The sequence below is a fragment of the Pseudomonas sp. OV226 genome (assembly GCF_003148705.1).
Lineage (GTDB): Bacteria > Pseudomonadota > Gammaproteobacteria > Pseudomonadales > Pseudomonadaceae > Aquipseudomonas.
The window spans coordinates 1-6,864 of record NZ_QGGS01000009.1 but is presented as its reverse complement, the minus strand read 5'-3'; the positions used below and the strand labels follow the sequence as shown (position 1 = coordinate 6,864).

Sequence of the window (6,864 nt, the reverse complement as noted above, 5' to 3'; positions counted from 1 at the left end):
TCGATGTACTCGACGGCACCGTGTCCAAAGATCAGCCCATCGCCGATCCGACAACGGGCATCTGGACCCTGACCGTCAGCGGCCTGGCGGTGGCGGAGCACCGTTTTACCGCCAAGGCGCTTTACGGCTCGGGCCAGGTTTCGGCGGAGCGCACCCTTACCGTTGTCGCTGTGATAGTCCCGACGCTCACCAACGTGCAAGACGATAGCGGCAAGGAGATTCCAGAGGCGGGAGCCACGACCAGCATCACCTTGAAGCTCAGGGGTCAGGCAAGCAACGGTCAGCAAGTCGAGATTTTTGAGGGCACCTATGCATCTGCGGTGTCCAAGGGAATAGCCACGGCCGATCCAACGACAGGCATCTGGGAGCGCAGCATCACCGTAGAGGTGGGGGAACGCCGTTTGTACGCGCTATCGCTTTATCACAGCGCACCAACCTATTCGAATGTGCGTACCTTGACTGTGGCGTCCGGGCTAATTGTTGATACTTCTCCACTCGCGCTATCCGGGCTGAACTTCTCAATCAAAGACTCAGGCCTGAACTGGGTTCTCACAGGAATAGACCCCGTTGGTACCACTGCAAATCGGGCAGCTTCGGGTGGCGCTCCTCCCTTCACTTACACATCATCTGATGCTCAAATTGCCTCGGTTGATGGCAATGGAGTAGTTCGTAGCCTGGAGAACGGCTCGACTAAAATCACAGTCAGCGATACAACCGGCCAATCCGCTTCATTTGATGTGACGGTTACAAATGTCAAAAGACTGTATCGCAGTGCCTCGGAGATACGGTTCAGTGGAGTCGCAACCTGGTTTCAATCCGTATCAGGTGCTAGTCCCATTGGCATTCAGCATCTCCGGGCGCTGGATAAATTTAAACCCGCTAACGAGCCGGACGGCGATTATGGCGTTTACTGGTGCGCAGCCCCCATTTTTACGCAGAGCGCTATATTGATACAAGAAATTGGTTGGACGATACTTATTGATAATTCTGGATGGTACATTTTTGCAGTCTGTATCCGTTAGACGTTGCGGTGAATCTGGCGTTGGCAACGACAAAGGGGACGTATTTATTTATCCGTCCTGCACCCGCTCCGTGACCTGAGACAACATTAAACACCAGTGTTTAAAAGACACCTCCAGACACTCTCTCAGGCTACACATCCTTGCGCCGCTGCCTACGACTGCGCCAGAATCCGCCGGCTTGTGCGCCTAAGGGCCGGGCTCTATTGTTTCCCGGTCGCTGACGAATCAGCGATCGGGTTTAGCGACCCGAACCTTTGTAGGCGCAACAGCGCTCCAAACACTCTTGCAGACAGTTCATGTTTGCGGTTGTTGTCATGGCGGCTGTGCGCGGGAGATCTTTGGATCTGCCGGGCGCCTACACCCGGTTCGCTAACCTGCGTGCAGCCGCCACCCTCACTTGTTTAGCGACAAGTATTGGTGGCTCCATTTTCTGTAGGAGTTTCACCATGTTCAAAATCACACCCAACCCACCCGAAACCGACGACGTTTCCCCCTACGAATCCACCGATTCCAAAAAGCTCAACAACGCCGTCGACCGCGCCCTCGATTACTACCTCAAACCGGTCATTCCCAAAGACACGCCGCGCAAGCCCAGCACCATTTTCTTCATTGCTCCCGAGACCGATGACGAAACCTTGCTGGTCAACGCCTGTGAGTCATTGGCGTCCGCCAGCGTCATGCTGAGCGATTTCGCCGGGCAACTGAACGGTACACAGCGCCACACCCTGCTCGGCATTCAACACTCCGTGATGTTGGGTGAACTGGCAGTGAACCGGATGCTGGATAACGTCGACCCGCAAGGCTAACGAAGTCTCTGTACCGAACGGACAACAAAAAACCCGCCATTCCTTACCCAGGAATGGCGGGTTTTGTCGTTTCAGACGTCAGGTCACACGGTGTCCACCTTCAACGAATGGTCGTTGAGCATGCCGGTGATGATGGTCGCCGTGTCATGCCCCCCGGCCACCACACCGCCCGCCCCCGGCGTGACACCGTAGTGGCTGGCGAGGTCGACGCCTGCCAGGTCGATGGTCTGGTTCGGTGTGGCGCCGGCCATGGCGCTGACATCAATGCTGGTGATGACCGAGGCGCCGCTGCCGACCACTTTGAAATGCAGGTAGTCATCCAGCGAGGCCGTGGTGCTGTTTTCACCTTGCAACAGTTGCGACAAATCGAGTTTGTCGGTGCCTGGGGTGAAGTCGGTGACGACGTCGTGGCCGCTGTTGCCTTTGAGCCACTGGAAGGTGTCGGCCCCTGCCCCGCCCGTGAGGGTGTTGTTACCCAACCCGCCAATCATGAAGTCGTCACCACCGCCACCCTTGAGGATGTCGTCGCCCAACCCGCCGTTGATGACGTTGCTGTTGTTGTCACCCGTGAGGGCATCATTGAAATTGGAGCCGACCAGGTTTTCGATGCCGGTGAGGGTGTCAGTGCCAGCGCCTCCTGTGTTTTGCGGGGTGAGCAAGCTCAGGTCAACCGTGACCCCGGCAGTGGCGTGGGTGTAATTCACGGTGTCAATACCCGTGCCGCCGTCGAGCAGGTCATTGCCCGTGCCGCTGAACAGCAAGTCATTGCCAGCGCCGCCATGCAGTTCGTTGTTGCCGGTGCCAGCGGTGAGCACGTCGTTGCCATCGCCAGCGTTGATGATGTTGTTGCCGGTGCCCGCCACCATGACGTCGTCGCCCGCGGTGCCGGTGAGGGTGTGGCCGTCCTGGTAGGTGATGGTCACGGCCGCGGTGTCGCTGCCGCCGTGGTTGTCGCTGGCGGTGTAGGTGCCGTGGGCGTCCGGTGTGCTGTCATGGGCGCCGGCGTAGTTGACGGACATGGTCAACTGGTAGTTTTCGTCTCCTTTGGCGTTGCCGCCACTGGTGTTTTCGATGTTGGTGATGTGGATCCGGTAGGTCCCATCCGCCGAGGCGGTGATCGTCTCTCCGTCCCCGATGCCGATGAAGGCGCCGCCATTGAGGGAGTACTCCATGGTGATGTGCCCGGTCGCCAGGTTGTGATCCAGATTGAGGGTTTCACCCGCTTTCAGCTTCACGGTGATGAGGTCTTCATCGTTGGCGTTGTTGCCAGTCACCTGCCCCAGATAACCGCTGACCACCAGCAATGCCGTCATCGCCGCAGTATTGCCCGCAAAGGCATTGCGCACGTCGGCCAGGTTCTGGTTGGCCGCGGTGTCATTGGTGCCTTTGAAATTGATCGCGCCGGTGCCGGTGAAGTCCGCGCCCTTGGCCACCCAACCGGTAGCGAAGTTGGTGGGCGATGCGGTCAGCGGATCCTTGTCGGCATCGGTGTCGTTGGCCAGCAGCAACTCGCCCGGCACCACGATATTGCCCGACATCACGTTGGTGATGATGTGGTCATCGACGGCCACCGGTGCCGCGTTCGGAATGACTTTGACCGTCAGCGTGGAGCTGGCCAGGTCGCCGTCGTTGTCGCTGACGGTGAAGCCGATGTTTTCGGTGATCACCACCGACGTGAATTTTTGCGAGGTGTAGGTGTATTCACCGGTGTCGAGGTTAACCACCAGCGTGCCGCCATTGTTGGTGGCGATACTGATGCTGTTGTTCACCGTGTTGAACGTGCCGTGGTTGACGCCGCCACTGAAGGTCAGCGAACCCTGGTTGGTGTTGCCTTTAGGGTCGAAGGTGTACGTGGTGCCGTCAACCGTAAGGGTTTTGATGAAGCCGCCATCAGCGCCGAATGTGCCGCCCTCCAGCAGCGTACCGGTGACCGGCGCGCCGACCACTGTGCCCGAGAGCACCGAGTTGAGTTGGTTGAGGTCGGTTACCACCACCGCGTTGTTGTCAGTGTGGGTGCTGCCGTCATAGGCGATCGGGTTGAGGTTGGCGTTGCTCACGCCGCTGCCCAGGCCGATCGCATAGTTCTTGATGCCGTTGGCGTCGAGGAAGGCTTTCAACGTTGCCTCGTCCGACGCACCGATGTCCTGGCCGGTGGTCGGTTTGCCATCCGAGAAGAAGTACCCGACGTTCTGCGCACCGGTCAGTTTGCCGGACGTATTGAACGCTGTCTGAAGCATTGCCACGGCAGCATCGTAGTTGGTGCCACCGCCCGCGGACAGCCCGGCAAGCAGTGTCTTGGCGGTTGCCACGTCGACCCACACCGACGTCCTGTCAGAGGCGGTGCTGCTGAAGGTGACAAGCTGCACTTTCACATCGCCCAGGTCATCGTATTTGTCGAGCAAGGCGCTGATGGCCTGCTTGGCCAACTCCAGCCGCGACAGGCCCGGCACGCCGGAGTCGTCGGCCATACTGCCGGAGATGTCGAGCACGATCAGAATGTTGGAGTCGATCTCCACCGCTGCCACAGAGCGATCCGAGGCCACCGCTGTGGGCACGTCATCGACAATGTTGACGATGATGGTGCTGGTGACGCTGTTGCCCGCGGCATCGGTGGCTTTGTAGGTGAAGCTTTCGCTCAGGGTGTTTGGCCCGTCATTGGCGTTCGGCGAGGTTTTGGGCGCCGAGGTGAGCGTATAGGTGTAAGTGCCGTTGGCGTTGAGCAGGATCTGCCCGTACGAGCCAGTAGCGCTGCCGACCAGGCTGTAGGTGAGCCCGCCGATGCCGCCGGTGACCGAACCGACCAGCGTACCGGCGGCGGTTTCCCCGGTGTTGCCCGGGTCGCTGCCGGTGACAGTGCCCGCCGCCAGGTCCTGACCGTCCTGGTTCAGGTCGAGGGCTTTTTCGTAGACCGTCACGTCCTGGTCAATCACCGCTTTGAGGCTCGTGTCGGTGATATTGATGGTGATGGTGGTGGTGCTTTCGTCGCCATCGGAATCGCGAATGGTGTAGGTGAACGTGTCGGTGGCACCTGCTTCACCCACTGAGTTCGGGTTGCTGTGGTACACGGCGTTACCGGCCGCATCCAGGGTCAGGTAGCCGTAGGTGCCATTGATATTGAGGCCCACTCCCCCGCTCGCCGGGGTCCCTGTGTTGCCGCCGGCCCGTACACCCACCACCGCCCCACCCGCTGCGGCACCATCGGCGCCGAGGACATCGTTGCCCAGGACGCTGATGTTGACCGTTGAACCTTCGGCCGCGTTGGCGGTGTTCGGGGCTGCGGTAGGCAAGTCATCGACAATGTTGACGTTGATCTGACCCGACGCAGTGCTGCCGTCGCCGTCCGTGGCCACTACGTTGAAGTTCTCGGTGAGGCTGTTGGCGCCGTTGGCGTTTGGGTGCGCTTCGTTGTCGACCAGGGTGTAGCTGTAGCTGACCACGCCTGTCGTCGGGTTGTAGCCAGTGATGGTCAGCGTGCTGCCCAACGGCGTGACGATCGATTGTGGGAAACCAGCGGCGACGCCACCGACGACCACATGCAGACCGCCAATATCGAGGGTTTGAACGCCGTCGAGGGCGGTGATGGTGAAGGTGCCGTTTTGAGTCAGCGCCGGGGTATTCGGGTTGCTGCCGTCACTGAGGTTTTTCTCGTAGACAGTGAGCTCGCCACCGTTGACGTTGAGGCCGTCAATCGTGACAGGGTCATCGTTGTTGTGGATTTGCAGCACCAGCGTCGCGGTGCTGGTGTCACCGTCCGAGTCGGTGATGGTGTAAGTGAAGTTCTCGGTGCCGTTGCCATTGCCGTGCAGCGCTTTGAAGTCGGCATCGCTGGTATTCAGGGTGTAGGTGTACGTGCCGTTGGCGTTCAACACCAACGTGCCGTAAGTGCCGGTGAAGGTGCCAGCAGTGATCGGGCCGGCGTTGGGGCCGGTCGGCACGCGGTCGGCGCCTTGGACATCGTTGGTCAGCACGTTGCCGTTGAGGGTGAGCAGGGTTTCCGAGGCAGTCCCGGCGTTGCTGTCGTTCACGCCTTTTGGTAAATCGTCGACGATGTTGACGTCGAGGTTGGCATTGGCGGTGGTGCCGTTGTCGTCCACTACGGTGACGGCGAATTGCTCGGACAGCGTGTTGGCGCCGTTAGCGGTTGGGTGCGCTTCGTTATCGACCAGGGTGTAGCTGTAACTCACCACGCCGGTGGTGGCATCGAACCCGGTGATGGTCAGCGTGCTGCCCAACGGGGTGACGATCGATTGTGGGAAGCCGGCCGCGACACCACCGACGACCACATGCAGACCGCCGATATCCAGCGTCTGTACACCGTCGAGCGCGGTGATGGTGAAGGTGCCGTTTTGGGTCAGTGCCGGGGTATTCGGGTTGCTGCCGTCGCTGAGGTTTTTTTCGTAGACGGTGAGCTCGCCGCCGTAAACATCCAGCCCACTGATGGTCACCGGATCGTCGTTGTTGTGGATGTTCAACACCAGATTGGCGGTGCTGGTATCGCCGTCCGAGTCGGTGATGGTGTAAGTGAAATTCTCGGTACCGTTGCCATTGCCGTGCAGCGCTTTGAAGTCGGCATCGCTGGTGTTCAGGGTGTAGGTGTACGTGCCGTTGGCATTCAGCACCAAGGTGCCGTAAGTGCCGGTGAAGGTGCCGGCGGTGATCGGGCCGGCGTTGGGGCCGGTCGGTACGCGGTCGGCGCCCTGTACGTCGTTGGTCAGCACGTTGCCGTTGAGGGTGAGCAGGGTTTCCGAGGCCGTGCCGGCGTTGCTGTCGTTCACGCCTTTTGGTAAATCGTCGACGATATTGACGTCGAGGTTGGCGTTGGCGGTGGTGCCGTTGTCATCGACCACGGTGACGGCGAACTGCTCGGACAGCGTATTGGCGCCGTTAGCGGTTGGGTGCGCTTCGTTATCGACCAGGGTGTAGCTGTAACTGACCACGCCGGTGGTGGCGTCGAACCCGGTGATGGTCAGCGTGCTGCCCAACGGGGTGACGATCGATTGTGGGAAACCGGCGGCCACGCCACCAACCACCACATG

At 59.9% G+C, this 6,864-nt stretch carries 3 protein-coding genes; 2 read left to right on the top strand and 1 reads right to left on the bottom strand.

Translation table 11 applies throughout. From position 1 onward, the window contains the following. Positions 1–1,022 (top strand): Ig-like domain-containing protein (locus C7534_RS32510; protein WP_177412249.1); only part of this gene is annotated, 1,022 nt, incomplete at its 5' end. Between the two features lie 446 nt (positions 1,023–1,468). Then, positions 1,469–1,828, top strand: coding sequence for a DUF6124 family protein (locus tag C7534_RS16205; RefSeq protein WP_109786364.1), 360 nt, complete (start codon positions 1,469–1,471; stop codon positions 1,826–1,828). 83 nt (positions 1,829–1,911) lie between these two features. Here C7534_RS16205 and C7534_RS16200 read toward each other — a convergent pair. Further along, on the bottom strand, positions 1,912–6,864 hold a 4,953-nt coding region (locus tag C7534_RS16200; protein WP_146206175.1), incomplete at its 5' end, for a beta strand repeat-containing protein.

Coding starts and splice junctions, on each gene's coding strand:
- C7534_RS16205 (WP_109786364.1), top strand. CDS start 1,469: ATGTTCAAAATCACACCCAACCCACCCGAAACCGACGACGTTTCCCCC.